This window comes from Kutzneria sp. NPDC052558 (genome assembly GCF_044547355.1).
Classification (GTDB): Bacteria; Actinomycetota; Actinomycetes; order Mycobacteriales; family Pseudonocardiaceae; genus Kutzneria.
Genome location: NZ_JBIUAG010000045.1, coordinates 32008 through 57534 on the forward strand (window position 1 = coordinate 32008; position 25527 = coordinate 57534).

The window sequence follows — 25527 nt, forward strand, 5'->3', positions numbered from 1 at the left end:
CCGTCCACAATGGACAGTTTTCGCGGCTTTGACCGACGTTCCGGGAATTGGCGTCACCAATGGAGATCGATATGACGGAGCGGACCGACCATGCTGCGGGCGCTCGGGCGCACGCGAGCACACTGAGTTCGGCGCAGGAGGGGATCTGGCTGTTCGAGCAGCTCAACCCGGGCACGTCGGTTTTCACGCTGGCCCATTTCGGGCGATTCAGCGGCCCACTCGACCGCGCGGTGCTCGACAGGTCCTTCGCCTCGCTCACCGCCCGGCACAAGTCGTTGCGCAGCACATTCGAGTCGGGACCGCACGGGCCCCGCCGGGTCGCACGGGACGATCCCATCCACGTTGTGTGGGAAGACCTGCGCGACGCCGGCGATCCGGTCGAGACAGCTGTGCACGTGGCCGCGGCCGCCGCGGCCGCTCCGTTCTACCTCGAACACGGCCCCCTGGCTGGCCTGACCGTCTATCAGGTCGCGGTTGACGACTATTTCGTGCTCCTGAGAGCTCACCATCTCGTGTGCGACGGGGCCTCCCTCGACATCGCCATGCACGAGTTGGCGTCGTTGTACCGAGCCGGTGTCGACGCCGCCGACGCCGCCGACGCCGCCGAGGGCTCCGAGGAGCGATCGGAGCCAGTGGCGGAGCGCGATCTGGCGTACTGGTGCGACCTGCTGGCGGACAGCGCGCCGGCGGGTCCGCCGAGCAACGGCGCAGCGGCGCGCGGGTTCTCGGCCAGCACTGCCGAGATCGAGGTACCCGCCAATGTGGTCGATGGCATGGCCGAGTTGGCGGACGCCGAGGGCGTGACTCGATTCGTGATCATGATGGCGGCGCTGGACTGGGTGTTGTCGATCTGGTCGGGCCGACAGAGGTTCACCGTCGGCTGTGCGGTGACCGGTCGGACACGCGCCGATCGTCGCCGGGCGGTGGGCCTTTTCGCGAGAACGCTGGCGCTGCCGACCGACCTGACCGGTGCACCCACCATACGGGAGCTGCTGGGCCGGGTCCGTGCTTCGACGTTCGCCGCCTTCCGCCACCAGAGCTGTCCGTACGAGCAGGTGGTCAAGGTGCTGCGCCCGGAGCAGCCGCTGTTCGAAGCACTGCTCGTCATGCACACCTACCCGAGGGATGAACTCCCGTTCGCCGATGGAGTGCTGGAGTCGGTTCCCTTTCCGCGCGCGGAGGTGCGCCATCCCGTCGAGCTACACGTGTGGCCGTGGCAGGACGGCTTGCGGATCGAGGCCGAGTTCAACCGTGACCTGCTGGATCACCTCGTGGTCGAGAGCCTGCTCGGGCACCTGGTGCAGGCGTTGCGCTCGATGACCACCGCGCCGGATCGCCCACTGTCAGAAGTGGACCTGCTGTCCGGTGCCGAACGACACCGTCTCGTCGACACCTGGGGCAGCGGCGCACAGCTCGCTGGTGATGGCAAGTGCCTGACAGATTCGTTCACCCGACAGGTAGCCCTCACACCGGCTGCAGTGGCGGTCGAGGCGGCCGATGCCACGCTGACCTACGACGAGCTGGATCGCTGGGCCAACCGACTGGCCCACCGCCTGCGGACGGCCGGGGTGGCGGCGGAGGACGTCATCGGTGTCCGGATGAGCAGGTCGTCCTGGCTCCTGGTTGCCTTGTTGGGCGTCCTGAAGGCCGGGGCGGCGTACCTGCCGATCGATCCGGCTTATCCGGCCGAGCGAATCGACTTCATGACCGCGGACGCCGGTGCGCGGTTGGTCCTCGGTGATGAGGACGTGACGAGCGACGCCCTGGATCGGTATCCGGCCGGGCCGGTGGCCGTTGGCGCGTTGCCGGACAACCTGGCTTACTTGATCTACACCTCGGGATCGACCGGCCGGCCCAAGGGCGTGGCGATAACTCACCGAAATGCCAGCGCGATGGTCGATTGGGCGCAGGAGTGCTTCGACACGGACGACACGCGCCGGGTGCTCGCCACCACATCAGTCTGCTTCGACCTGTCGGTCTTCGAGTGCTTCGTGCCGCTGTCCCGTGGGCACACCGTCGTGTTCGCCGACACGGACGCCGTGCGGGCTCTCACCGCGGGGCAGCATCACGACGTGACCCTGCTCAACACGGTTCCGTCCGTGTTGGACGAACTGCTCGCCGCGGGAGCTCTGCCGGCCACCCTGCGTGCGGTCAACCTGGCCGGGGAACCACTTTCCCATCGGCTCGTCGCCGCGGTGCAGGCTCAGGATCCGGCGATTCGCGTCCGGAACCTCTATGGCCCATCCGAAACGACGACCTACTCCACCGGGACCCTGGTCACCGCGGCCGACGACCCGCCGCCCATCGGGCAGCCCCTGACCGGCGAGCGGGTCTATGTCGTGGACGGCGCGCTGCGGCTGGTGCCTCCCGGCGCCGTCGGAGAACTGTGCATCGGCGGTGTGGGTGTGACGCGCGGTTACCACGGCCGTCCTGGCCGAACCGCAGAGAGCTTCGTGCCGGATCCGTTCAGGCCCGGCGGTCACCGGCTCTATCGGACCGGTGACCTCGTGCGCTACCGGCCGGATGGTCAGCTGTCCTTCGTCGGCCGCACGGACACGCAGGTCAAGGTGCGTGGTTTCCGGGTGGAACTCGGGGAGATCGAAACGTGTCTGTCGCGGTGTTCCGGCGTCCGCCGGTCGGCTGTGGTCGTGCGCGGCGCCGCGCTCGTCGGCTACGTGACCGGGGATGTCGATGCCGAGACGGTGCTGGCGTTCGCCAGGGAACGGTTGCCGGCGTTCATGGTGCCCGGTGATGTGCTGGTGATCGATGCGTTGCCCGAGACACCGAACGGGAAGATCGACCGTAGCGCCCTGCCCGAGCCCATGTGTGCCCGATCGGACGCGGGCCCGTCGTCTGCGCGCACTGGCGTCGAGGAGGTGGTCGCCGCTGTCTGGGCACAGGTGCTCGGCCTCGGCTCGCTCGGCGTGGACGATGACTTCTTCCGCCTCGGTGGGCACTCCCTCGCTGCCGCCAGGGTTGCTTCAAGGCTCCGGGAGACACTGGACGTCGACGTCTCCATGCGGCTGTTGTTCGAGCATCCGACCGTCCGCACGCTGACTGCGGCGCTGACCACCCGCGCCCGCGACGCTCGGACTGCGCCGGCTCCGGTGCCTCGCGACTCGGTGCCCGCGTCCTTTGCCCAAGAACGGCTCTGGTTTCTCAGCACCGTCGACGACGATGCTCATCGGGCTTACCTGATGCAGGGTGCGCTGGAACTGACCGGACCGCTCGACGGCGACCGACTCGTCCGTGCGCTCCGGGCAGTAGTCGACCGGCACGAGCCGCTGCGTACCGGCCTCGTCTACCGTGCCGGGCAGCTGCAGCAACACATACTGCCGTCCTGCGACCTTGTCGTCGTGCGGGTTACGCTTGCTGGCGCGGCCGAGCTCGATGGGCTGGTGGCAGCCGAGCGGCGCCCGTTCGACCTCGACGTGCCGCCGCTGTTCCGAGCCACCTTGGCGAAGCTCGCCCCGGACACGCACGTCCTGCTACTGACCGCGCACCACGCGATCTGCGACGGATGGTCGCTGTCCGTGCTGTTCGAAGAACTGTCCACTCTGTACCAGATCGACGATCCGGAAGCCTTGCCGGCACTGCGCGTCCAGCATGCCGACTTCGCCGGATGGCAGCGGGCAAGCCAGGCCGAAATCGCGGCGGATATCGCTTACTGGCGAACCCAGCTCGCCGGACTCGAGCCGATCGACCTGCCCACGGACCGACCACGGCCCGTCCACCAGACCTATCGCGGCGATCGAGTTCCGCTACGGCTCCCGTCCGATCTGGTTGCCGCGCTGGACGAGCTCGCACTGTCGGCCGGTGCGACGCTGTTCATGGTGCTGCTGGCCGGTTTCCAGTCGGTGCTGTCCGGGTGGTCCGGCCGCGTCGACTTCGGTGTGGGAACACCGGTCGCCGGCCGCGGCAACTCCGACCTCGAGCACGCCATCGGCCTGTTCATCGAGACCGTGGTGTTGCGAGCCGACCTCAGCGGAGAGCCCACCTTCCGCGAACTCGTCCGCCGCGTGCGGGCGACCAGCCTTGCCGCGTTCTCCCGGTCTGACGTGCCCTTCGAACGCGTCGTCGCCGAAGCGGATGCTGCGGCGGACAGCAGGACGCCGCTGTTCCAGGTCTTCTTCGCGCTGCAGAACACGCCCCGATGGCGACTGGACTTCGCGGACGTGGCGGCGACCGTCACCGAACCACCGTCGAAGACCGCCAAGTTCGACCTGTGGCTGTCGGTCACCCCTGTCGAGGACGGCGCCGAGGGATGGCTGGAGTACAACAGCGACCTGTTCGACCGCGCGACCGCCGGTCGGCTGGTCACTCACCTGTGCACGTTGTTGCGCGCCGCCGTCGCCCAGCCCGACCGCCGAGTGTCTGAATTGGACATCATGAGTGCGGCGGAACGACAGGCCTTGCTCCATGATTGGGGGACCGGCCCGGCCATCGGCGACATCGACCGCTCTCTGCCGGTCCTGATCGGCGAGCAGGTCGACCGCGCACCGCAGGCGCAGGCGGTGGTCGCGATCGACCGGGTGCTGACCTACGGCGAACTGAACCGTCGGTCCAATCAGCTCGCGCACCGGTTGCGCGACTCCGGGATCGGGCCGGAAGACGTGGTCGCTGTGCGAATGTCCCGGTCGTCGGGGCTGATGATCGCCCTGCTTGGCGTGCTCAAGGCGGGTGCGGCATACCTGCCGCTCGACATGACGCAGCCGACGGAGCGCACCGGCTTCGTGTTGACCGACTCCGGTGCGGTGCTCGTCGTGGATGACGAGTACGTGGCGAGCACCGTGGACGAACCGACGGATCCGATCGGCGTCGACGTGCATCCGGACAATCTCGCCTACCTGATCTACACCTCGGGATCGACCGGAACGCCAAAGGGAGTCGCCGTCACGCACCGTTCGCTGACGGCGTTCCTGACCGCGTTGGCCTCCGAGGTCCCGCTATCGGCCGCCGACACGGTCGCCGCTATCACCACTGTCTCGTTCGACATCGCAGCCGTGGAGCTGTTTTTTCCGCTGTGCCATGGTGCGGTGGTCGCGTTGCTCGACAACGAGGTGGCTGCCGATCCGTGGACACTCGGGCGGCGTCTCGACGAAGTAGGCGCGACCGTCGTTCAGGCCACCCCCACCACCTGGCGGATGCTGCTCGGCACGCCGTGGCGCCCGGCCGGCATCCGCTGCCTGTGCGGCGGAGAGGCGCTGCCACCCGACCTGGCCAATGAGCTTCTGGCCACGGGAGTAGAGGTCCATCATGTCTACGGCCCGACCGAAACCACAATCTGGTCAACCCATGGACTTCTTGGGCATGCCGACTCGATCTCACTGGGCCGGCCATTGGCCGGTGAGCACATCGTGCTGCTCAACCCTGCTGGCCGCCAGGTTCCCACGGGGGCGGTCGGTGAGTTGTGCGTCGGCGGTGTCGGCCTGGCCCGCGGCTATCACGCGCGGCCGGGACTGACCGCCGACCACTTCGTCCCTGACCCGAGTTCGTCCGAAGGCGCGCGGTTGTACCGCACCGGCGACCTGGCGCGTTTCAACGGCGATGGTGTGCTGGGTTTTCTCGGCCGCACCGACGCCCAGGTGAAGGTGCGCGGCTTCCGTGTCGAGCCGGGCGAGGTCGAGTCCTGCCTGTGCCGCCTTGCCGGTGTCGAACAGTCCGCGGTGATCGCCAGGGGCGACCAACTGCTCGGCTACGTCGTCGGCACCGTCGATCCGCACCAAGCTCAGGACTGGGTACGCGACCACCTGCCGCATTACATGGTGCCGTCGGTGATCACCGTGCTCGACCAGCTGCCGCGCACGCCCAACGGCAAACTGGATCGTGCCGCTCTACCCGATCCGGTGCCGCCCAAGCCTGCGAACCCGACCGGTGCACCCTTCCGGTCCGCCGACGAGAAGATGATCGCATCGGTGTGGGGGCAGGTGCTCGGGCTCGACGCTGTCGGCCGGGACGACGACTTCTTTGGGCTCGGCGGCCACTCCGTCGCTGCGGCCCGCGCAGCCACCCAGTTGCACGAGGTGCTCGACGTGGATGTGCCGGTGCGGCTCGTGTTCGACCACCCGACCGTCGCCGGACTGGCGGCGGCCCTGCGAGACCGGCCGAACGACGGGTCGGACCGCATCCCACACGCCGACCGGCCCGCCGGCGACGATGGCGTGGTTCGCCTGCCGGCATCGTACGCACAGGAGCGGGTGTGGTTGGCGGCCCAACTGGATCCGGCGGCGAACACGGCTTACACCGTCCAGGCCGCATGGCGGTTGGACGGCGAGGTGGACGCCGATCGCCTCGAGCGGGCATTGTGCGAGATCGTCCGCCGGCACGAACCGTTGCGTACCGGTTTCGAGAACGCCAACGGCCTGATCACGCAACGAATACTGTCCGATGTGGACTTCCGGTTGACCAGATCAGCCGTGGCCGGCATTGAAGGCGTCGCGGAGCTGGCCACAGCCGATGGCGTGCCGTTCGACCTGGAGCGGCCGCCGCTGCTGCGGGCCACGCTGGCCCGTTCCGGTCCGGACCAGTCGGTTTTGCTGCTGACAGCGCACCATCTCGTGTGCGACGGTTGGTCCCTGCCGGCGTTCGTGGCCGAACTGTCCACCTTGTACTCTGCGACGGGCGTGCCGCCAGCACCGGTCATCCAGCACGCAGACTTCGCTCAGTGGCAGCGTGCGCACGCCGACCGGCACCTGGAGTACTGGCGGCACCAGTTGACCGGCCTGCTACCGCTTGATCTGCCGACGGACCGGCCGCGGCGCCCGAAACGCGGCTACGCCTCCGGGGTCGAGCGCACACAGCTGGCCGCGACGACGATGAGCTCGATCCGTTCGTTTGCCGCGGCTTCCGGCGCCACGCCGTTCATGACGCTGCTGGCCGCGTTCCTGGTGTTGGCCCACCGACACAGCGGGCAGGACGACATCGCCGTCGGTGTACCGACCGCCGGCCGTGACCGTCCGGATTTCGACCGTGCGATCGGCTTGTTCGTCACCGTGTCGGTGATCCGGGCCTCGATCGCCCCGAAGGACACCGTGCGCGACGTCGTCGACCGGACACGTCGGATCCTGGTGGACGCCCTGGCACACCAGGACTGCCCGTTCGAGCGGGTGGCAAGCGAACTGGAGGCGAGTGGCCGTATCCCGTTCCCGCAGGTGATGTTCAACTACCTCGACCTACCCGTCACAAGCCCAGTGCTGGCGGGCGTCACCGCGACGCCGTTGAGCACGCCACGCCTGGCGACCAAGTTCGATCTCGACGTCTACCTCTCCGATCGCACAGACGGCGGGCTCGACCTGCTCGTTGAGTACGATCGTGACCTGTTCGAGCCGGCCACCATCCGGCAATTGGTGGCGGACTTCGAGACCCTGCTGCGTCAACTGCCGGCCGGTGCCGACCGAGAGATCGCGGAGCTGACCCTTCGCACGCCACCGGAGCCTGGTCCCGAGCCAGCAGATCCGCTCTTCCCCATCGAACAGTCGATCATCGATCGGTTCCGGCAGGTCGTCGCCGATCATGGGGAGCGGACCGCGGTCTGGACTCCTACACGCGCGTTCAGCTACTCCGAACTCGCGGACCGGGCACGATCTGTCGCCGCGGCCGTCGCCATGCCCACGGCAGGCCGGATCGGTATCCTGTGCACCCCTGGCGCCGATATGCCGGCCGCGCTGCTGGGCGTGTTGGCCGCCGGCCACGCCTATGTGCCGCTGGATCCAGCCGACCCGCCCGCGCGACAGGCACAGCGCGCCCGGGAAGCCCGACTCGATGCCGTCGTTATCGACCATGTCGACCGTCCTACACCGCCGGGGTTGCCGGTGGTGGTGCTGGATCAGCTCGAAGCGGTTGCCGCGCAGCTGAGCGGTGGCCATCCGGACGACATCGCCTACCTGCTGCACACGTCCGGCTCGGAAGGGACGCCCAAAGGGGTCCTGCAGAACCATCGCAATGTACTCCACCACGTGCGCAACTACGTTGCCGCGCTGGGCATCGGACCTGACGACCGGCTGACACAGCTCAGCTCGATCACGTTCGACGCGGCTGTGCTGGACATCTTCGGCGCCCTACTGACCGGCGCCCGGCTATGCCCGATGGACGTGCGGGACGACGGCGCGGCCACCATCGCGCAGTTCCTGGGCGAAGCGGGCGTCACTGTGTACCACTCGACGCCGACCGTGTTTCGGTACCTGTTGCGGGACGGCAATGACGCCTGGCCGACGGTGCCGGTCAGGAGCGTCGTGCTCGGCGGCGAGGAGACCCGGCCGGCGGACGTACGACTGTTCGCCGACGGCTTCGACGCCGGGTGCACGCTGTGGAACCTGTTCGGTGCCACCGAATGCACGCTCGCCGCCCTGCATCGAGTCGACCGTGCCGACCAGCTTCGCGCTGCGGTGCCCATCGGCACCGCCGTGCCCGGCGTCGAGATCGGCCTCACCGGACCGGACGGTCGACCGACCGAGCCGTTCGGCCAACTCGCCTGCCGGGGACCGCAGGTCGCCGTCGGCTACTGGCAGGGCGGCAGCGCGTCGCCGGCCTGCCGCGGCGATGTCGCCCGGCGGCGGCCGGACGGGACGCTGGAGTTCATCGGTCGGAGCACGGACCTGGTCAACCTGAGGGGCCGTCGGGTAGCGCCGGCTGAGGTCGAGGCACACCTGCGCACCGGTAAGGGCATCGTGGACGTCGGAGTCGGCATTCGTGCCGATCCGAGTGGCGAGGACCATCTCGTGGCCTATGTGGTCGCCGCACGCGACATCGACCCCGACGCCCTACGAGCCGAACTGCGGAACGAACTTCCGGCGCACCTGGTGCCCGACCGTGTGCTGCCGGTGTCAGACCTACCGCGCACCCGTACCGGCAAGCTCGACCGCAGCCGCCTTCCCGAGCCCGACTGGACCGGTGGCCGGAGCAGCGAACCGCCATCGTCAGAACTGGAACGGGGCATCGCGGCCATCTGGCGGGCTGCCCTGGGCCGCGATGAGATCGGCCGTCACGACGACTTCTTCGAACTGGGCGGCCATTCGCTGACCGCCACGGCCGTGGTCAGCGGAATCACCGAATCGCTGCACCTGCCGGCGACCCTGCGGACGTTGTTCGACCACCCGACGGTGGCCCAACTCGCCGAGGCACTCCGTGGGCAGCAGGCGTCCAGGGGCAGTACGCCGGCTATCACCCGACGGCGTCGTGTCCCGTATCGAGTGGCAATGGCGGAGGGAGAAACCCGATGAGCGTCAGCAACGGGCGCCTGGCCGTGAGCAGCGAGGCGTACGTCTTCCCGGCCTCGTTCGCGCAGCAGCGGATGTGGTTCATGTGCCAGCTCAATCCACGGGCGCATCGCGCGTACCACATGTCCGGGGCGTTCGACGTGGACGGCACGCTCGACGTCGACGTCCTCCGTGCGGCGGCCGAGATCCTGGTCGAGCGGCACGAGGTCCTGCGGACCCGGTTCGTGCTGTTCGATGAGGATGAGCGCCAGCTCGGCGGTGAGCTCTGCCAGGTCGTGGAACCTGAAGGAAGCCTGCCCGTCGACACAGTTGCCGTTCCGGACGGGCAGTGGGAAGCAGAACTCGCCGACGACCCACCGCTCGACCTGGATGCCCTTCCACTGGCGCGGATGCGACTGCTCACCGACAGCAGCGGCCAGCAGATGCTTCAGTTCACCGCGCACCACATCGTGTGTGACGGCTGGTCCGTCGCGGTCTTCTTCGACGAACTCGCCACTGTCTATGGTGCGATTGCGGCCGGCCGGCCGCCGGGATTGCCCGCTGCGGCCCTGCAATACGTGGACTTCTCGGAGTGGCAGCGCGAGCAGACGGATGGGCTGATCGAGGACCTGGCCTACTGGCGGACCCGGCTGGCCGACACACCGCCGCTCGCGTTGCCCAGCGATCGGGAACGTCCGCCCCTGCCGTCCTTCCGCGGTGGCCGGATACCTGTCCACCTACCAGCACCGTTGGCCGCCGCAGTGGCCCGGTTCGCTTCCACCGAGCGGGCGACGCCCTTCCAGGTGTTGCTCTCGGCCTACCAGGTGCTGTTCGCCCGCCGGTCGGGCCAGCCGGACTTCGGCATCGGCACTCCGGTGGCCGGACGCGGCCGGCCCGAGCTGGAACGTGGCATCGGGGTGTTCGTCAACACCGTGGTGCTGCGAGCCGACCTGTCCGGCGACCCCACGTACCGCGAACTTGTGCGGCGGGTCCGCGACGCCAGCCTGGACGACTTCGCCCACCAGGATGTGCCGTTCGAACAGGTGGTCGCGCAGGTGGCGCCGGACCGAGACCTGCGCAGGTCCGCGTTGTTCCAGGTGTTCTTCGCGATGCAGAACACGCCGGCGCCCGTTGTCGAGTTGCCGGGCGCGCGCTTGACGGCACGTGAGGTCCCCAGGGACACGGCCATGTTCGATTTGCGGCTGGCGCTGCGCCCCGACGGCGACGCGCTCGACGGCTGGTTGGAGTTCAACGCCGACCTGTTCGACGAGGACACCGCACGGCGCATGGCGATCGAGTGGCTCGACATCGTCGAGGAACTGCTCGACGAGCCGGATGCCAAGGTGAGGTTCGACCGAGCTGCCCTGACCGCACCCACACGTCCGGCGACCGCCACTGCGGCAGGCGATGACAGGCCGCGCGGACCACGAACACCCTTGGAAGCCGAACTGGCGGCGATTTTCTGCACACTCCTTGGTCGCGATGAGCTCGACATCCGCGCCAGCTTTTTCGACCTCGGCGGCAACTCGCTGCTCGCGGTCCGGGCCATGCGCCAGATCCGGCGCGCGATGCGGGTCGCCGTACCGGTGGAGACGATCTTCGCCCTCACCTCGGTCGAGCAACTCGCCGAGGCCATAGAGGCGCCGGAGATTCTGGCCGGCACCCCGGACTCAGAAGGCATTCGCGTCGACATCGAATCCATGTGGCGACACGAGAACAGGCCGGCCGACCAGCCTGCGACCACCCAGCCGGAAGGAGACCACCGATGACCGACGCCACCACCGCATGCGGCGTGCACGAGCTGATCGCGGCATGTGCCGCGCGCGATCCCGACGGCGTCGCCGCCGTCTATGGCGACCGGCGGATCAGCTTCGCCGAACTCGACCGCCAGGCCAACCAGTTGGCGCATTACCTGATCGGTCTCGGCGCCGGTCCGGAGGCCGTGATCGGTGTGTGCCTGCCGCGCACGGCGGCTCTCGTCGTCACTCTGCTCGGCGTGCTGAAATCCGGTGCGGCCTACCTGCCGGTCGATCCGGCGGAAGCCCCGGAACGCAAGCGGTTCATCCTGCGCGACGCCGACGTGCTGCGGACGCTCACCACGGAACGCCTTGCCCAGGATCGGTCGGCCATCCTCGCGCAGCCGGACACGGATCCCGGCGTGCCGATAGACCCGGCGAGCCTGGCCTACGTCATCTACACCTCCGGCTCGACCGGAACGCCCAAGGGCGTCATGGTTACGCACAACTCCATGGTCAACTACTTGTGCTGGGCCAGGAATGCCTACGGCGCGGAAGGTGGCGGCGGTGTGCCGCTGCACTCGCCGGTCAACACCGACCTGAGCGTCACGTCGCTGTTCGTCCCACTCCTGGCCGGCCAGCCGGTCGTCGTGCTGCCCGAGGAGGACCCACCGGTCAACGCGCTACCTCGAGCACTGGCTGCCGGTGGCTTCCGATTCGTCAAGCTCACTCCGGCGCACCTGGAAATACTCGGTGATGCGCTTGCCCCGGGCCAGGCACCGACCGCGGCGCACCGCCTGGTGGTGGGCGGTGACGCGTTGCATTATCCGACCGTCGCGTTCTGGCGCGTTCATGCGCCGGAGGTCGCGGTGGTCAACGAATATGGGCCGACAGAGACCACCGTTGCCTGCTGCGCCTACGAGTTCCCGGCCGGCGAGTCCGGCGAAGGACCCGTACCGATCGGCACCGCGATCGCGGGCGCTCGACTGCATGTGATGGACAGCGAGCTGAACCTGGTGCCGGACGGCGAGGTCGGCGAGCTGTACATCGGAGGAGCAGGGGTCGCCCGCGGCTACCTCGGCCGCCCCGGGCTGACCGCGGCCGCGTTCGTGCCCGATCCCTGGTCCGGCGATGGCGCGCGACTCTACCGCACCGGCGACCTCGTCCACCGGGACGCCGTCGGCCGGCTGATGTTCCACGGTCGCGCCGACGACCAGGTGAAACTGCGTGGCTACCGGGTCGAGCTAGGGGAGATCGAGGGCGTGCTGCGCAGCCATCCGGATGTGCACGCGGCCGCCGTGACCGTGCACGACAGGGGCACCGGCCGAGCCGCGCTCGTGGCGCACGTGGTGGCCTCCAGCACGAGCCTCGACACGGACCTCACCGCCTTTGCCGCGGAACGTCTGCCAGCACACATGGTGCCCGCCCGCATCCGCGTCCTCGAGGCGCTGCCCCTGACCCCACAGGGCAAGGTCGATCGGGCCGCGCTCGACCGACCAGCCGAAACCTCACGGCGCACCGGAACCGGTCCGAGGACGCCGCTGGAGGAGGCCGTGGCCGAGATCTTCGCGGACCTTCTTGACGAGCGGGACGTGGACGTCGAAGTGAGCTTCTTCGAACTGGGCGGCAACTCGCTTCTGGCCGCGCGGCTCGTCGCACGCCTCATCCGGGCCTACCAGCTGGACCTGCCGACGGCCGAATGGCTGAAGTCGCCGTCGGTCGCCGGGTTCGCGGAACTGATCGACACCTATCGCAGCCGCGGTCGACAGGCGGCACTGGACCTGTGGTCCCGACCGGAGTTCGACGATCTCGGCCTTGACGATGAGATCCTGGAATCGCTCGATGCCCGCTGACACCACGACAACCGGTGCCGGCATGCGGCGGCTGGTGCCGGCGATCGGCCGCACCGCGTGGCTGGTGCTCGGCCTGAACACCCTTTCCTGCCTCGGCAGCGGCCTGACGCGGCCGTTCCTGATCGTCTATCTGCACGCGGTACGCGGGATCGACCTGGCGACGTCTGGTGTCCTACTCGGTTCGATCGGCGTGGCCGGGTTGGCCACGATGCCCGTCGCCGGCATCCTGATCGACCGGATCGGTCCGTTCAAGACTTTTGCCGTCGGGCAGGTGATCGGCGGAGTCGGCACCGCGGCGTTCGTGCTGGCGGCATCTCCGATCAGTGCGTTGGCGGCTTGCGTCCTGCTGGGCATGTCCGGTGGCATCACGACGAACGGCCTGTCCAGCCTGCTCGCCGTGATCGTGCCGCCCGGCCAGCGCGGTGCCGTGTTCGGGCTGGGCTACACGACGTACAACGTGGGTATCGGCCTCGGCGCACTCACCGCGGGCTTCGTGGTCGTCGCAGGTTCGCCGCATGCGTATGCGATCGTGTTCCTCGCCGACGGCGTGTCCTTCCTGTTGTTCGCCGTCGCGTTGGTGATGCTTGAGTCCCGGGCGCCCCGAGTCGCACGGGATCGGGCCGTCGCGACAGTCGGCTATCGAAAGGTTCTGTCCGATCGTGCGTTGCTGGCCTCGTTCCTGCTCAACACCCTGTTCTGGACCGCCGCGCTGAGCCAGAGCACCGTGGCCTTCCCCGCATGGGCCACCGGGCCGGCCGGCAGTTCGACGACCGTCGTCGGCGTCGCGTTCGCGGTGAACACCGCGGTGATCGCGCTGAGCCAACTGTTCGTCATCCGGTGGTTGCGGGGCCGCAAGCGCACCACGGGAGCGGCCGCTGCCGGCATCGCCTTCGGGGTGTCCTGGCTGCTGCTCCTGACGACCTGGCACGGCGGCTCTCACCTTGCGATGGTGTTGGTGTTGATGCTCGCGGTGTTCGCGTTGGGCGAGGCGTTGCTCGCGCCCACGCTGCCGGCGCTGATCAACGACCTTGCGCCCGACCATTTGCGTGGCCGCTACAACGCCGTGTTCAACCTGTCCACCCAGATCGGGCAGATCGTCGGGCCGGCGCTGGCCGGCTTGCTGCTCGGTGGCGCCGCGTTCGCATTGCCCGTTGTGCTGTCCCTTGCCTGTCTGTCCACTGCCGTCCTAGCTGTCGCCGTACGCCGCGCTGTGCCCCTCCGCGCAGATGTCGGTGCCACCAACTGAGGAAACGACAGGTCGCCGTTCCACGCCATGACGTGGCGGGTTCGGCGGCGGCCCGAGCGAAAGGATTTTCACCATGCCCGACAACGGCAGCGCCAGCTATCACGTCGTCGTCAACCATGAGGAGCAGTACTCGATCTGGCCCAGCGATCAAGAGATCCCCGCCGGCTGGCGCGCGGAGGGCACAAGCGGTGTGAAGGCCGAGTGCCTGGCGCACATTGATCGCGTGTGGACGGACATGCGTCCACGAAGCCTGCGGGAGCGGATGGCCGCCCGATCCACGGAGGCGGGGTGACACGCGTGCCCGAGGTTGCCACCCCCGCCCGGCATGACCCGACGCCTTTACGAAGCAACGGATCGGGTCCACCCAACCGCAGCGACATCATCCGCACCGCGTTCCTCATCCGTGCCGTGGAGGAACGCCTGCTCGACCTGTTCGCCGAGGGTGAGCTGGTCGGTACCGTGCACACGTGCATCGGCCAGGAGTTCAGCGCCGCGGCGATCGGCGACCACCTGCGCGGCGGCGACCTGGTCTTCTCCAATCACCGCTGCCACGGTCACTACATCGCCGCGACCGGTGACGTCGCCGGCCTGATCGCCGAGGTGATGGGGCGCGCGACCGGCACGTGCCAGGGCAGAGGTGGAAGCCAGCACCTGTGCCGCGACGGTTTCCTGTCCACCGGCATCCTCGGCGGCGGCTTGCCGATCGCGGCCGGTGCGGCGCTGGCCGCGAAGGTACGCGGCGGTCACCAGGTGTCAGTCGCCTTCATCGGTGATGGCACCCTCGGCGAAGGCATCCTGTACGAGGTGCTCAATATCGCGTCGCTGTGGCGTCTGCCGATCGTGTTCGTGTTGGAGGACAACGGCTATGCCCAGTCCACGCCGCAGTCCGACGCTCTTGCCGGCGACGTTGCCGCGCGGGCGTCGGCGTTCGGTGTGCCCACCGGAGAAGCCGACACATGGGACTGGGAGACGCTGTGGCGACGAGCCGGGCTTGCGATCGACGCCGCCCGCAACGGTCGGGGTCCCTACTTCCTGCGGGTGGCGACCTACCGGCTTCGTGCGCACTCCAAGGGGGACGACGACCGATGTGCGGCCGAGGTGGCGCACTACGAAAGGCGTGACCCGCTCAATCGGCTCGTCGCCACCGGACGGTCCGACATCGAACGGCTTCGCGCCGAAGCGCAGCACCAGGTGGACGACGCCACCACCGCCGCCCGCATTGCGCCAAGGCCGAGGCCTGTTCCGGCTGACGAGCCGACACGTGAGCTCCGGCTACATCCGGTCGAGCTGGACGGCCGACGGTTCGTCGACTCGCTGCACGACGCGCTGGCCGCCGCCATGCGCACCCACCCCGAGCTGATGCTGCTCGGCGAGGACATCGAGGCACCCTACGGCGGCGCGTTCAAGGTCACCCGTGAACTGTCCGACGACCACCCCGGCAAAGTCCGCAACACTCCGATCTCCGAGGCGGCGATCGTCGGCGTCGGCACCGGGCTCGCCCTGCGCGGTATGCGCGCGTTCGTCGAGATCATGTTCGGCGACTTCATGACACTCGCGACCGACCAACTGGTCAACCAGGCCAGCAAGATCGCCTTTCTCCGTGGCTTGGATGCCGAACCCGTCGACGTCGTCGTACGCACGCCGATGGGCGGCCGCCGCGGCTACGGTCCCACCCACAGCCAGACCCTCGACCGGTTGTTCCTCGGCACCCCCGGACTACGTGTCGTGGCGGCCAACAGTCTGGTCGATCCGGCCGATCTCGTGGCCACCTTGGGACGCGGCGGCTACGGCCCGACGATCCTGCTGGAGAACAAGCTGCTTTACGGCCGTCGAATCGGATCGACCGCTCCCAAGGGGTTCACGGTGGAGCACTCCGATGATCCTTTCCCGCTCGCTCGGGTATCGGCTGACGGTCGTGCCGATGTCGCACTGGTCGGCTACGGAGGCATGTGCGACCAGTTGCTCGAAGCCTGCGACACGTTGTTCACCCGGTACGACGTGCTGGCCCAGGTCTTGTGTCCCATGCAGATCTTTCCGATGCAGTGGGCGGGCCTGCTGGAGCTGATCACGCAGGGCCGCGGTGTCGTGGTCGCCGAGGAAGGGCCGGGCTTCGCTGGTTTCGGCGCCGAACTGCTGGCGCAGCTCGTGGAAGCACGGCCGGACAGCCCATTGCAATGCCGTCGGGTGTTGCCCAAACAGACCCCTATCCCGGCCGCGCGGGAGTTGGAGCGTGACGCGATTCCTCAGGTCGAGGACATCGTGGCGGCCGCATTGGCGGTGATGGACGGATGATCAGCGAGATTCGTCTTGAGCAGGAGGGCGTGAACGACGCGTGCGCGACCGTCACGGCGTGGTTCGTCGTGGACGGCCAGCGTGTGACCGAGGGCGACGCATTACTGGAGATCGAGACTTCCAAGGTCACGGTGGAGATCACCGCGCCGGGCGACGGTTACGTGGTGCCCGCGGTGCCCGTGCGGCACGAGGCGCAGGTCGGCGACGTCGTCGCGTTCGTTTGCGCGAACGACGACGACCTTGACGAGGCTCGCACACGACGTGTCCGGCCTGCCGCCGCTGAACCGTCCGACGCCGGTGCTCAACGGTTCTCTCCGGCCGCGTTGGACTACGTCCAGGAGCACAGCATTCCGCTGGACGCCTTCGACGGCACCTCCGTGGTGACCCTTCGCGACGCAGAGGCCGCAGCCAAGGCTCTGACCTCTGCCGCCGCGGAACCGCTGGGCCGAGCGAAGGCCCTTGAGGTCGAGCGGCTCACCAAGGCCAACGTGCTCAATGCGTCGATCACCGTGCAGTTCGACGGTGCCGCCGTACGCAAACGCGCGGCGGGCGCACCGGTGCCGTCGATGCGTCTGCTCGCGATCGTCGTGCACGCGATCGCGAGCGCCCTGCGGGAGTTTCCAGCGCTCAACGCGTGGTTCGACGACGGTGTGCGCGCCCATTCCACGATTGAGGTAGGCATCGCGATCGATCTCGACGACGGCCTGAAAGTCGGCGTGGTGCACAACGCCGACAAACTCGACCTGGCGGCGACCGAGGCGCGTGTCGGTGAGCTGATCAGCCGGTATCTCAACGGCGCGCTGACCGTGTCGGACGTCACCGGTGGTGGTGTCACGGTCAGCGATCTGTCCATGGAAGACGTGCTGTTCTTCCAACCGTTGCTCAACGACGGCCAGGCACTGGCCATCGGCCTCGGCGGCGACCGCGTCCTACCGGGCGAGCCGATCACCATCACGGCGACCTTCGACCACCGCGTCACCACCGGCCGGGAGGTCAGCCAATTCCTCAACCGGTGCCGGCACACCATGACCGACCACGAGGAGATTCCATGACCACCACGACGACATCCGCCGGCCCGCTCTGGTACTACTGGGACCGACCGCGACTGGGCTGGCGGCAGCACGACGCGCCCTTCGGCGACGGGCTTTCGTTCACCGGCCTGCCCGCCGGTCGCACCATCCGGGCACGCAACCGCAACTCACATCCGGCCACATTGGACGGTCATGTCCTCGAGCCGGGCGCGTGGACCGAACTGCCGGCCGGCGCGTTGGCAACACGCGGCGCCGAGCACAACCTGCAACTCGACCTGTCCGCCATCAGCGACGATTTGCCGACCAGGACGCCGGACGGCCGGCCGCTGATCGACTGGTGGGGCGCGATCGACGCAGTCCGTGGATACGGACGGCAGTCCACCGACATGTGGCACGGCCTACGCGACCTGGGCGTCGAAGCGCGCCTGCACCCCAGCCAGTACCAGCACTCGGTGCAGTACCAGGCCGAATGCCAGTACGTCGACCAGTTCGTCATCGAGCAGGCTCGGCACACCGCGCCTCCGACCCGAATCGCCGTCGCGATGACACCGCCGTTCGATCCGGTCCTGTACGAGAACCCGTCCCCGATCAAGATCGCGATCACCCAGCACGACACCGACACCGTGCCGGCGTGCTTCGCCGAACGGGTCAACCGGTGCACACATCTGATCGTGACATCGAGCTTCCAACGGGAGACCTGGACGCGGGCCGGCGTGACCGTGCCGATCTCGGTGCTGGTGTCCGGTGTGGACACCGACGTCTTCACGCCCGTCGACCGTCAGCCGGCCGACGTGTTCAAGGTCTTGATCCTCGGCGCGCTGACACCGCGTAAGAACGTGGAGAGCGCGATCCGCATTTTCCAGGCGGCGAGCGAAGGTGATCCGTCCTGGCAGTTGACCATCCACAACCGTGGCAAGCTCGAGCATGCGATCAAGGCCGCGGCCGCCGGTGATCAGCGCATCTCCATCCGGCGCGCGGATGACAGCCCGACCGATGTGGCCGACCTCTACCGCTCTCATGACTGCTTCCTCTGGCCGTCCAAGGCGGAGGGCGTGGGCCTGCCACCGATGGAGGCCATGGCATCAGGCATGGAACTGGTGTGCGCCAGCAACTCCGGCATGCTCGACTACCTCGATGACGAATGGGCGTGGCCGATCCGTTGCTCGGAGACCGTGCCGGCGGACGCGCCGGGCGAAGAGTTCGTCGCCGATTTCGTCGCCAACTACGGACCGGCCGGGAACTACTGGCTCGTGGATGAGCAGGACGGGATTCGGCAGCTTCGTGCCGCCCGCACCGCATGGCGCGACGGCAATGGCAAAGGGGCCAAGGCCGCCGAGTACGTACGGACGCAGCACGATGTGCGCGCCCAGGCCCGGTCGATCCTCTCCGTCGTCGAGCAGTACCTTTGACAAAGGAAGTGACCACCATGCGATTCCTCAGCCCGGAATGGACCGCCGAGGTCGCAGCTGTGCTCGCGGAGAACACCGATATCCTCGATTCCGCTGAGGGCACCGACTGCCGGCTGAACATCGACGTGACCAGCTCAGACACCGACACAGCCCGAATGAACCTGCGGATCACGCCCGACGGCGTCGTGTTACGGCCAGGGCCGGACAGCGATCCCGACGTGCGGCTGTCGTACGACTACGACACCGCGGCCCGGATCGCCCGCCGAGAACTCATGCCCGGCGAGGCGTTTCGCGCAGGCCTGATCACCACGGACGGCGACCTCGGCAAATTGACGGGCCTTGAGGAGGTTCTGGACGAGGTCGCCTGGGCGATGAACGAGGTCGAATGTGTCTACTGACCAACCATCGACGGACCACGGCGATGGGTTCCCGGCGTTGCTGCACCTGTTGGATCTGCACGGCGTGCCCTACAGAGTGTTGAGGCATTCCCCGGTCGGCAACACCGAACGGGCCAGCCGTGTCCGAGGACACGAGGTTCGCAGCGCGGCCAAATGCATGATCACTGAGGTGAGGGGCGTCGATCGGCCGCGCTTCGTCCTCGCCGTGGTGGAGGGTCACCGACGGGTCGACTTCAAGGCGATCAAACGGCTCTATGGCCGCCACGATGCCACACTTGCCCCACCGGACCTGGCCGAGCGCTACGGTCGCGGCGTCGTGGGTTCGATCCCGCCGTTCACCTTCGACGCCGACCTCGACCTGCTCGTCGACGTGCGCCTGCTCGACCACGAGATGATCTACTTCAATGCGGCCCGCCTCGATCGGTCGATCGCCTTGGCGGTTCGCGACTACCTGTTCGTCGCCAATGCCAGGCTGGCCCGTATCTCCCGCCCAGCATGCGAATCGTGACCGACTTGGCCGGGCCCGCGACCGGCACCCCCAGCTGTGCTCGCGCACTGCCGGGGTCGTGCGCTCACCCGATCGTCACACTCCATAGTTCCCGCGGGTTGAGGCGCATCGTGCCGTCGTCGCGCCTTTGGCGGCCCACGACGGATTCAAGGCCGTGTCCCCATCGGTCGTTGTCGAGCAGGAGCAGGTTGCCGGACGTGAGCAGGATGCGCTTCGCCACCTGCGCGGCGGCGTCGACGAGGTGCTGCGCAGCGGCCGTGGCGGCGTGGTCGGGCGCCACGGCCCGCAGATGGTCGAGAAGATCGCTCTTCAGGCGAATGCCGATGTCGTCAGCACCTGCCGCAGTGGCGAGTTGGTAGGCGATCGTGCGCGGGACGCCATCCGGGAAGGGCACCTCCGCGAACAAGGCGTCCACCTCGTCCGCGACGACGCTGTCCGACCGCATCAGCCTGATGGCTTCGCTCCACCGGACGAGAAGCGACTCGCCGTTCTGACCCGGCGGGCGGTCGTGCCAACCGCCGTTGACCATCAACATGCTGAAGAACGGTGGCCTGTTTCGTCGCGTCAGGCCGTGATCAGATCAGAGCCCAACCTCGCCCATGGTCGGCGCAAGCCAGTCCGGCAGCGCGCCTCCCGGTCGAAGGGTACTTGGCCACAGAGGGGAGCTACCGGTAGGTGATGGCGGCGTTGGGGAGCAGCGTTGGGGAGCAAATGGGGAGCAGGCGGACGCGGCCAACGGCTCTGAACTGCATTCAACGACTCTGAACGGACCGGCGCTGACCTGTGGAAGTTGTGTTTCCGCAGGTCAGCGCACAGTACCGTCCAATAGTTGACACGGTAGGGGTCACCGATGCCGTCCGGCCGTCTGGCGGCTCGGTTGTCGTCACGGCTGGAGACGGTGGCGGACCGGGCCGAAGCTCGGGGACAGGTACGGGACCAGGTTGGCGGTCAGCCGAGGAAATCCCCGGTTGACACAGGTGGATGCGCTGGTCAGGACGGGCGGGTGAGCTCCTCGTTCATCAGGAGGAAGGTGCCAAGGCCGTGTTGGTCGTTGGCGGTGCGGGGGCGGCTGTAGTAGCCGGAGAGGGAGTTGGTGACGGCGGTGCCCGGGCAGATGTCGGCGATGTTGGTGCGGCCGTCGGAGCCGAGGGTGACCTTGGCCAGGACGCCGGCATAGCCCTTCTGGGCGGCGGACTGGAGGGTGGCGGGGACGTAGCCGGCGCGGACCGCGCGGGAGATGGCGTAGGTGTACATCGAGGACGCGGAGGTCTCGGTCCAGTTGTTGGGATCGGAGCCCTTGTCGACGATCTGGAACCAGCGGCCGGTGGCCGGGTCCTGGTACTTCACGAAGGCGTTGACGAGCTGCTGGACGTTCTTGATCAGGGCGGCCCGGCGGGAGTCGGCGGCGGGCAGGACGTCGAGCACGTCGAAGTGGGCCAGGGCGACCCAGCCGATGGCGCGGGCCCAGAAGTAGGGCGAGGTGTGGGTGGTGGCGTTGGCCCACGAGGCGCGGCCGTCGGAGGAGTAGGCGTGGAAGAGCAGGCCGGTGGACGAGGTGAGGTGCCCGAAGTAGGTGGTCAGGTTGTGGGTGGCCTCCTGGAAGCAGAAGGTCTGGTCGTTGTAGCGCTGCCCGTAGCGGGCGATGAACGGCTGCGCCATGTACAGGCCGTCGCACCACAGCTGTTGGGTGAACGAGGTGGAGTGCCACATGGCGCCGTCACTCGTCCGGGGGTAACTGGTGACACGGGTGCGAATCTGCTGCGCGGCGGTGCGGTAGCGGGCGTCCCCGGTCTCCTGGTGCAGGATCAGCAGCAGGTTGCCGGCCTGCATGGCGTCGAGGCTGTTGAACGGGTCGTTGATGTGCCCGTTGGCGTCGACCGAGTAGTCCACCCACTTCTTGATGTACGCCAGGTAGGACGGCGTGCGCAGCCGCTGGTAGACGAGGTACGTGGCGTACAGGAACAGGCCCTGGGTGTAGCCCCAGCCGCCGAGCGACTTGGGGTCGGGGTTGCGGGCGATGGTCGAGTCCACGACGGCCTTGGACCAGTCGGTGGCGGCGGCCGCGCCGGTGGCGGCCAGGGCCCCGCCGGTCAACACGGCCAGGCGGCCGAAGGCACGCCTGGAGATCGAGCTGGACATGGTTGTTCCTCCACCCCGAGCCCGGCGGCGGCCCGACATCGTTGTGGGAGCGCTTTCCTCCGTACTGGTACACGGATATCCGTCACAGCCGCAAGAGGCCGACCGGGCCCCTGTGGCACACTCCCGAAAAGGGAGGTTGGCTTTGGCAACTGATATCGCTGAGGCTCGGTCGGCGTGGATGGAGCCGGGGGCGTTCGAGGTGGCGCCGGGCGTGTACCGGATTCCGCTGCCGCTGCCCAACGACGGCCTGCGCGCGGTGAACGTGTACGCGGTGGCCGACGGCGAGGAGCTGGTGCTGATCGACTCGGGCTGGGCCCTCGACGAGGCCCGCGACCAGCTGGAACAGGCGCTGGGCAGCATCGGCCGGGGTTTCGAGAGCATCAGCCGGTTCCTGGTCACCCACGTGCACCGCGACCACTACACGCTGGGCGTCCAGCTGCGCCGCACGTTCGGCATGCGGGTGAGCCTGGGCATCGGAGAGCAGCCGTCGCTTGAGGCGATCCTCAACGGCCGGGTGCAGGGCCAGCTCGCCGACCTGGTGCGCTGGGGCGCGCAGGACATGGCCGACCGGATGCGTCGGGCGTTCGAGAAGGCCGAGCGCGCGGGCGAACGCGACGGGGCCCGGCGCGAGGGCTACGAGCAGCCGGACGAGTGGATTCGCGGCACGACGGAGATCCGGCTGAACAGCCGGACCTTGCTGGCGCTGCCGACGCCGGGCCACACGGCCGGCCACGTGGTGTTCCTGGACCAGGAATCGTCCCTGTTGTTCGCGGGCGACCACATCCTGCCGCACATCACGCCGTCGATCGGCTTCGAGCTGGTCCGCCAGGAGCTGCCGCTGGGGGACTACCTGGCCTCGCTGCGCCTGGTGCGCGAGCACCCGGACATGCGGCTGCTGCCGGCGCACGGCCCCGTCACCGACTCCACGCACGTCCGGGTCGACGAGCTGCTCGACCACCACCGCCGCCGCCTGGACGAGACCGAGCGGGCGCTCGGCTCGGACGAGGCGACGGCGGCGGACGTGGCCGGCCGGCTGGGCTGGACCCGCCACAACCGCAAGCTGTCCGAGATGGACGGCTTCAACCGGATGCTGGCGATCGGCGAGACCTCGGCGCACCTCGACGTTCTCGTGCGCGACGGCCGACTGCGTTCGTCCACAGTGGACGGTGTGGCCCGCTACCGGGCCTGACTCCTCAAGATCAAGGGACCGATCCTCACGTTCAACGTCAGGAAGGGCCCCATCATGACGTCTGGTGTCATGAAGGGGCCCTTCCTCACGCTGAACGTCAGTATGGGGCCCTTCATGACACAAAAAACGCCAGGAAAGGCCCTTTCACTGCGCCGGTATCGGGCCTTTCCTGGCATCGCTCAGCCCTTGGTGGCGGTGATCAGGACGGTGTGGCGGAGGCCGGCGCTGTTGGGCCCGAACTGGCGACCGTAGCCCTCGGCGACCGGCCCGATCGGTGAGCTGGTGACCCGCCAGCCGTGGTCGGCCAGCCAGCTCACCGGCGGGAAGACCTTGTCCGCCGGCCACATGTCGGTGACGGTCAGGCCCATCTCCCCGGCCATGGTGTTCATCGGCGGCAGGGTGGCCAGTTCCCGCGGGTCGGCGTCGACGTGCTCGATGGCGAACCGGCTGCCGGGCGCGGAGAGCCGGTCGACGATGCCGAACAGCCGCTCGACCGCGTCGTCGGGCAGGAACGGCAGCAGCCCCTCGGCCAGCCAGGCTGCCGGCGTGGACCGGTCGAAACCGGCCCCCAGCAACGCGGTGGGCCAGTCGTCGCGCAGGTCCACGGCGACCGGCCTGATCTCGGCCCGGGCCGAGACGCCGTTGTCGCTGAGGACGTTCTGCTTGAACTGCAATACCTTGGGCACGTCCAGCTCGTAGACGACGGTGTCGGCCGGCCAGTCCAGCCGGTAGCCGCGCACGTCGAGGCCGGAGGCCAGCAGCACGGTCTGGGCGGTCGGCCCGGCGGCGAAGAACTCGTCGAAGTAGCGGGACCGCACGGCCAGGTAGTCGGCCATCGCCGACCACGGCCCGTCCGCGGTCGTCTCCTTCGGGCTGGTCGGCATCGGCGTCGGCGGCCGCGCCGCGGCTACGAAGAGCTCGGCGTACGGATCCGACATCAGCCGGTTCTCGCGGTGGCTCTCGATGGCCCGCGCGGCGGCGACGCCCAGCGCGGTGATGCCCACATCGGTGACGATGTCCCAGTCGGCCTGCTGCGTCATCGGTGACCCCTCCCGACATCGCGTAGTCAGTTGTGCACGGAACGTATCACTTAGTAGGACTAACCAACCTTGTGAGGCGGGTCACCCTGTCGGCTGAATCTAGTTGATGGACTCCGTCAACTACGTGTACGCTGATCGGCATGGTGGACCGCAAGGATGTCGAAGGCCTGGTCGCCGCCCTGTTCACGGTCAACAACGGCATGACGCGGGCGGCCAAGCAGCGGCCCAAGGCCAGTGAACTGCGGCTGTTGCAGGCCGTCGCCATGAACGAGGGCAGCCGGCCGTCGGAGCTGGCCGAGCTGCTGGGCGTGGACCGGTCGCTGGTCACCCGGCAGCTGCGCGACCTGGAGGACGAGGGCAAGGTCGCGGTCCGGCCCGACCCGCGCGACGGCCGGGCGTTCGTCGCCGAGCTGACCGAGCCGGGCCGCCGGCAGATCGCCGAGCTGACCGAGTTCGGCATGCGCCGCTTCGAGAAGTTCGTCGCGGACTGGGATCCGGCCGAGGTCCGGGAGCTCACCCGCCTGCTGTGGAAGTTCGAGCGCGGCAAGGCCGCCGTGAGCGAACAAGAACAGGAATCGCGGCCCGAGCGTGGCCGCCGCAGAGCCAGGGGGAACGAATGAACAAGGCCCGGATCTTACTCGTGGCACTGCTGGACATGGCGGTCGACATCGTCCTGCCGACGGTGGTTTACCTTGTCCTGCAACCACTCGGCGTCCCATCGGTGCTGTCGCTGACCGCCGGCGGCATCCTCGTCGGCGGCAAGGCCGCCTTCGGCAAGCTGTCCGACAGCACTGACCGCGACACCGTGCTGCTGCTGGCCAGCACCATCGCCTCGCTGGCGGTGCTGTTCGGCCTCTACGCCGCCGGCGCCGGCGCCGTGGTCGCCATGGTCGCCGGCGTTGTGGTGCAAGGCATCGGCGTCGCCATCTCGATCATCCGCCGCCGCCGGCTGGACGGCTTCGCCGTGCTGGTGCTGACCGAACTGGCCCTCGGCGTCGCGCTCAGCTTCGTCTCCAGCGGCGACCCGCGCTTCCTGGTCGCCCGCCCCGCCTTCTACACCTTCGTCGCCGCCGTCTACGTCTTCGCGACGGTGTTCCGGGGCAAGGCCTTCCTGTACGTCGTGGCCCGGCCGATGGCCGTCGCCGGCGACCCCAAACGCGACCTCGCCTACGACCAGGCCTGGCGGAACTCGGCCGAATTCCGCCGCCTCGAACGGATCGGCACCGCCGCCCTGGGCCTGGTGCTGCTGGCCGAGGCCGTGCTGCGGGTCGTGCTGGCCTTCCAGTTCGGCGCCGACGACGTGGCCGCCTCCAGCCTCGCCTCCCAGCTCCCGGTGATCGGCCTGTTCGCGCTGTTCCTGATCGGCCTCAAGGCGCTCCTGGTGCCCCGCCTCACCCGCCTGGTCGAGGCCGAGCTCCCCGCCTAACTCCCTCCCTTTTTTTCACATGCGCTTCCCATGTGGGCCCAGATGCCACATAGGAAGCGCATGTGG

At 68.4% G+C, this 25527-nt stretch carries 16 protein-coding genes; 13 read left to right on the forward strand and 3 right to left on the reverse strand.

The window, feature by feature from the left end:
- Positions 1 to 71: 71 nt before the first annotated feature.
- The 10 genes from ACIG5F_RS44625 to ACIG5F_RS44670 all read left to right on the forward strand — a co-directional run bounded on the left by ACIG5F_RS44625 (position 72) and on the right by ACIG5F_RS44670 (position 19667).
- Positions 72 to 9218 carry an amino acid adenylation domain-containing protein gene (locus ACIG5F_RS44625; RefSeq protein WP_396526323.1) on the forward strand — a complete coding sequence of 3049 codons (9147 nt, stop codon included), beginning with the start codon at positions 72 to 74 and terminating at the stop codon, positions 9216 to 9218.
- Positions 9215 to 10963 (forward strand): condensation domain-containing protein, encoded by a 1749-nt coding sequence (locus tag ACIG5F_RS44630; RefSeq protein ID WP_396526324.1) that lies wholly within the window; start codon positions 9215 to 9217, stop codon positions 10961 to 10963. Before ACIG5F_RS44625 ends, ACIG5F_RS44630 begins: the two co-directional genes overlap by 4 nt.
- Complete coding sequence (locus ACIG5F_RS44635) at positions 10960 to 12783, forward strand: amino acid adenylation domain-containing protein (RefSeq protein ID WP_396526325.1); 1824 nt, start codon at positions 10960 to 10962, stop codon at positions 12781 to 12783. Before ACIG5F_RS44630 ends, ACIG5F_RS44635 begins: the two co-directional genes overlap by 4 nt.
- A 34-nt stretch (positions 12784 to 12817) precedes the next feature.
- Positions 12818 to 14029: an MFS transporter gene (locus tag ACIG5F_RS44640; RefSeq protein WP_396526326.1), complete on the forward strand. Its 1212-nt coding sequence runs from the start codon at positions 12818 to 12820 to the stop codon at positions 14027 to 14029.
- 73 nt (positions 14030 to 14102) lie between these two features.
- Complete coding sequence (locus tag ACIG5F_RS44645) at positions 14103 to 14321, forward strand: MbtH family protein (protein WP_396526327.1); 219 nt, start codon at positions 14103 to 14105, stop codon at positions 14319 to 14321.
- A gap of 5 nt (positions 14322 to 14326) precedes the next feature.
- Positions 14327 to 16321: a dehydrogenase E1 component subunit alpha/beta gene (locus ACIG5F_RS44650; protein ID WP_396526328.1), complete on the forward strand. Its 1995-nt coding sequence runs from the start codon at positions 14327 to 14329 to the stop codon at positions 16319 to 16321.
- Positions 16318 to 17373 (forward strand): 2-oxo acid dehydrogenase subunit E2, encoded by a 1056-nt coding sequence (locus tag ACIG5F_RS44655; RefSeq protein ID WP_396526329.1) that lies wholly within the window; start codon positions 16318 to 16320, stop codon positions 17371 to 17373. The genes ACIG5F_RS44650 and ACIG5F_RS44655 overlap by 4 nt, the downstream gene beginning before the upstream one ends.
- Positions 17370 to 18761, forward strand: a complete 1392-nt coding sequence (locus ACIG5F_RS44660) for a glycosyltransferase family 4 protein (RefSeq protein WP_396526330.1) — start codon at positions 17370 to 17372, stop codon at positions 18759 to 18761. The genes ACIG5F_RS44655 and ACIG5F_RS44660 overlap by 4 nt, the downstream gene beginning before the upstream one ends.
- Before the next feature lie 17 nt (positions 18762 to 18778).
- A complete protein-coding gene (locus ACIG5F_RS44665) occupies positions 18779 to 19159 on the forward strand; it encodes an SCP2 sterol-binding domain-containing protein (RefSeq protein ID WP_396526331.1) in 381 nt (126 codons plus the stop codon).
- 37 nt (positions 19160 to 19196) lie between these two features.
- On the forward strand, positions 19197 to 19667 hold the full coding sequence (locus ACIG5F_RS44670; RefSeq protein WP_396526332.1) for a YbaK/EbsC family protein: 471 nt from the start codon (positions 19197 to 19199) through the stop codon (positions 19665 to 19667).
- A 64-nt stretch (positions 19668 to 19731) separates the two neighbouring features.
- Here ACIG5F_RS44670 and ACIG5F_RS44675 read toward each other — a convergent pair whose 3' ends face one another.
- Entirely contained in the window at positions 19732 to 20202 is a 471-nt protein-coding gene (locus tag ACIG5F_RS44675; RefSeq protein WP_396526333.1) for a hypothetical protein, read from the reverse strand.
- Between the two features lie 455 nt (positions 20203 to 20657).
- Positions 20658 to 21806: a glycoside hydrolase family 105 protein gene (locus ACIG5F_RS44680; protein ID WP_396526334.1), complete on the reverse strand. Its 1149-nt coding sequence runs from the start codon at positions 21804 to 21806 to the stop codon at positions 20658 to 20660.
- A gap of 178 nt (positions 21807 to 21984) precedes the next feature.
- Between ACIG5F_RS44680 and ACIG5F_RS44685 the strand changes: the two genes are divergently transcribed.
- Entirely contained in the window at positions 21985 to 22995 is a 1011-nt protein-coding gene (locus tag ACIG5F_RS44685; protein WP_396526351.1) for an MBL fold metallo-hydrolase, read from the forward strand.
- 179 nt (positions 22996 to 23174) lie between these two features.
- Here the strand turns inward: ACIG5F_RS44685 and ACIG5F_RS44690 are convergent, their stop codons facing one another.
- A complete protein-coding gene (locus ACIG5F_RS44690) occupies positions 23175 to 24035 on the reverse strand; it encodes an SAM-dependent methyltransferase (protein WP_396526335.1) in 861 nt (286 codons plus the stop codon).
- A 140-nt stretch (positions 24036 to 24175) separates the two neighbouring features.
- Between ACIG5F_RS44690 and ACIG5F_RS44695 the strand changes: the two genes are divergently transcribed.
- The gene (locus ACIG5F_RS44695; protein ID WP_396526336.1) at positions 24176 to 24655 is read left to right on the forward strand and encodes a MarR family winged helix-turn-helix transcriptional regulator; all 480 of its coding nucleotides are present in this window, start codon (positions 24176 to 24178) and stop codon (positions 24653 to 24655) included.
- Positions 24652 to 25461, forward strand: a complete 810-nt coding sequence (locus ACIG5F_RS44700) for a VC0807 family protein (RefSeq protein WP_396526337.1) — start codon at positions 24652 to 24654, stop codon at positions 25459 to 25461. The genes ACIG5F_RS44695 and ACIG5F_RS44700 overlap by 4 nt, the downstream gene beginning before the upstream one ends.
- The last annotated feature ends 66 nt before the right edge of the window (positions 25462 to 25527 follow it).

Excerpts from the sequence above, each read along its gene's own strand:
- ACIG5F_RS44625 (WP_396526323.1), top strand. The coding sequence starts at position 72 with ATGACGGAGCGGACCGACCATGCTGCGGGCGCTCGGGCGCACGCGAGC.
- ACIG5F_RS44630 (WP_396526324.1), top strand. The coding sequence starts at position 9,215 with ATGAGCGTCAGCAACGGGCGCCTGGCCGTGAGCAGCGAGGCGTACGTC.
- ACIG5F_RS44635 (WP_396526325.1), top strand. The coding sequence starts at position 10,960 with ATGACCGACGCCACCACCGCATGCGGCGTGCACGAGCTGATCGCGGCA.
- ACIG5F_RS44645 (WP_396526327.1), top strand. The coding sequence starts at position 14,103 with ATGCCCGACAACGGCAGCGCCAGCTATCACGTCGTCGTCAACCATGAG.
- ACIG5F_RS44655 (WP_396526329.1), top strand. The coding sequence starts at position 16,318 with ATGATCAGCGAGATTCGTCTTGAGCAGGAGGGCGTGAACGACGCGTGC.
- ACIG5F_RS44660 (WP_396526330.1), top strand. The coding sequence starts at position 17,370 with ATGACCACCACGACGACATCCGCCGGCCCGCTCTGGTACTACTGGGAC.
- ACIG5F_RS44665 (WP_396526331.1), top strand. The coding sequence starts at position 18,779 with ATGCGATTCCTCAGCCCGGAATGGACCGCCGAGGTCGCAGCTGTGCTC.
- ACIG5F_RS44675 (WP_396526333.1), bottom strand. The coding sequence starts at position 20,202 with ATGTTGATGGTCAACGGCGGTTGGCACGACCGCCCGCCGGGTCAGAAC.
- ACIG5F_RS44680 (WP_396526334.1), bottom strand. The coding sequence starts at position 21,806 with ATGTCCAGCTCGATCTCCAGGCGTGCCTTCGGCCGCCTGGCCGTGTTG.
- ACIG5F_RS44685 (WP_396526351.1), top strand. The coding sequence starts at position 21,985 with ATGGAGCCGGGGGCGTTCGAGGTGGCGCCGGGCGTGTACCGGATTCCG.
- ACIG5F_RS44690 (WP_396526335.1), bottom strand. The coding sequence starts at position 24,035 with ATGACGCAGCAGGCCGACTGGGACATCGTCACCGATGTGGGCATCACC.
- ACIG5F_RS44695 (WP_396526336.1), top strand. The coding sequence starts at position 24,176 with ATGGTGGACCGCAAGGATGTCGAAGGCCTGGTCGCCGCCCTGTTCACG.
- ACIG5F_RS44700 (WP_396526337.1), top strand. The coding sequence starts at position 24,652 with ATGAACAAGGCCCGGATCTTACTCGTGGCACTGCTGGACATGGCGGTC.